Annotated in this window: 1 protein-coding gene; it reads right to left on the bottom strand. The window is 34.3% G+C overall.

What is annotated here, in order from left to right; genetic code table 11:
- Window positions 1-116: 116 nt before the first annotated feature.
- Window positions 117-2576, bottom strand: coding sequence for a GEVED domain-containing protein (locus ACRD62_RS22240; protein WP_430822282.1), 2460 nt, complete (start codon window positions 2574-2576; stop codon window positions 117-119).
- Window positions 2577-2729: the final 153 nt, after the last annotated feature.

The raw sequence follows: 2729 nt of genomic DNA, 5'->3' as shown, positions 1-2729 counted from the left end.
AAGTCCCCTTCAGGGGATTTAGGGGTGACATAAAATGATATTTTATTACAAATTGAAACTAACGTTGTTTTGATGTTTAGTTTTTGGACACCCTCCTCTTATCTTTCACAATAAAATTACTTACCTATCTTAACTTTTTCCTGATACGTATTTATACCACTGGATAATTCAATAATATAAATTCCATTTTCAACATTAATTACTGAATTATAATAGTCTCCTTTAAAAGTATCAGTATAAATAACCCTTCCATCAACAGAATAAATGGTCAAGGTTTTAGTATCAGTCCACTGGCAATTAATTACAAGATTATTTTTATTAATCACCTTAACATCAGGCTCAATAACACTTATAACATCATCTTCAGATGTAGCAACTTTATTAAAGTACAGAACAAACCTTGATTCATCAGCTGATGCATTATTAACAAAACTATACTCTGAAGTTTGTCTTAAATTAATTATTTCACCAGTTAATACATCCTCGAGCAAAACTTCAGTATTTGAATCAAACTGCTCAATATTTAATGCCTTAAAAATTGTTTCACCAGAACCGTCTTCTCCAACTGAATTATACAATTGAATTGAATTAGAACCAATAATTTCAGGATAATAACCTATAACAAGATCTTGTTCTTCCTTCTTTGTGAATAAATAAGGAATACGATTATTAGTCTCAAATCTTTTAAGAGCATCTTTATCAACTTTATTATAACTACCATCTGCAGTAAAAGCAAATACTAACTCATCTCTTGTATATTTATTTTCCAATGCTACTTTTAAAACCTGCTCACTGGTTACAGAGGCAGACTTAAGAGTTCCCGTACTATGTGTTCTGGCTGTAGCATTTACTCCTATTGTTGCTCCCGATGATGCACTTACCCAAAAAGACTGCATTGGAGCAATATACTGAGACGCATTATTCGTTGAAGTTTCAGGAGCATCAATTGGGTAAGTTGCTAATACTCTTTCAGTACCAACAGTAGTACGTATATAAACAGTTCTTTGGATATTTGTAAAATCCCAATGAACACCTGTTTCAGTTCTTTCCAAATCTAAATCAACATAAGACGGATAAGGATTTGCAACAAGATTCCATCCTGCATTTAAACTCCTTGAATAATCTCCTCCATGGATAGAACCTTGATGACTAATAGTTGACGAATTCTTAAATATAACAGCGTAGCCTTCCATTGGATCTGTAAAAGATGTACTATTATTACCAATATTAACCCAACCACCGTTATATCTGTATACATAAGAATAATCCGTATTAGCAGCATCATAATCAGCACTGGTTGCTCCATCAACAGCATGACCAGTATACCAATATCTACGCGATGGATAATACATAACTGTTTGAACTTCACCAATACCTGATTCAGATGTAGATATAAAAGACGACAAATTATCGTATCGGCTCTTTAAAATCATTGTTCCATCATTAGTAAGTTGATCTACTGAAACCTGAACCCCTTCATTAATAGTCATTCGAGCTCCTGTTTGAACATCTAAATCTCCTAATGTTACATTTGAAGTAACAATTGGATAAAAACTACCTTCAATATCAGCCGCAATTGTAACATCTTGTCCGGATGTTGGCGCAGCGCCACTACTCCAGTTAGTTGTTACATCCCAGGTAGGAGTTAAGCCTAACCATTGATTATTTGTAATATTTACCGTATAATCTTCAGTCTCTCCATCAGCATTATCATCTGTTGCATCAGGATCACAAGACGTTAATAATGAATTTGAACTTAACATCACCCTCATAGTTGTACCACCAATCGAAGCTGTTGGTGGCACAGCAATAGTTATCGGCATTATTTCAGATCCACCGGCAGCAGTTCCTAAAGTATATTCTTCAGTAAATGTTCCATCTTCAAGAAGACCATTTTGATCCCAGTCAATCCATACTTTTAAAATTGCCCCTGCAGAAGCATTTATTGCAACAGACAGGTTATAACTTACCTCTCGGGTAAGATTTATAGATTGATCCAGATAAAAATTAACACTTGTCCCATCTGCTCCGGTATAATTATTAATATCCCCTAAATAGACCATTGAGATATAGTTACTATTACTTGCCATTACAGGTGTACAATAACTTGAGAAATAGACTGGCTGATACTTTCCCTCATAAGTTCCATCAGATGCAGTTATTACAACAGGACCTCCGGCTGCGGAATAAGTATAGGATGGAAATACTGCCACTCCATTTTTACTGGTATTACTATCAACATTACCTGAAGAAGACAATCCAAGATCATTCGTTAAAGTAACCGCTCCCTGATAATCCATATCAAGATTATTATTTGCATCGACAGCCCAAACCTCAGGTGTAGTTAATAATACCTGATCTATTGGATTGTAGTTTGATGGCTCTACAGCAAAATAGAATTTAGTAACATCTACATCTATTGGTGTCGTATTTGTAATACTTTCTGATACTCCACCACCAAAGCCGGATCCATTATAAGCAACTAAATCATCTTCAGTTAAATTTAGCTTAATTGTTTCATTATCCCCATTTGTACGAATAGAGATGTTTATGGTTACGCAATAATCTGCAATCAAATCATGAGATACAATTAATTTACGCTAACATTTTTAACCGTATAAATTATAGAATGCATAAAGAGGGTGTCCAAAAAGTGATTCTGCAAATAAGGAATCTTTCAAATTGTAACTTTACTTTCATTATACCCCACCAAACCTCCCCTAAAAGGG

The organism is Carboxylicivirga caseinilyticus (assembly GCF_050589785.1).
In the GTDB taxonomy this organism is placed as follows: Bacteria; Bacteroidota; Bacteroidia; order Bacteroidales; family Marinilabiliaceae; genus Carboxylicivirga; species Carboxylicivirga caseinilyticus.
The sequence above is the reverse complement of the archived record's forward strand: the minus strand, read 5'-3'. Positions and strand labels throughout refer to the sequence as shown.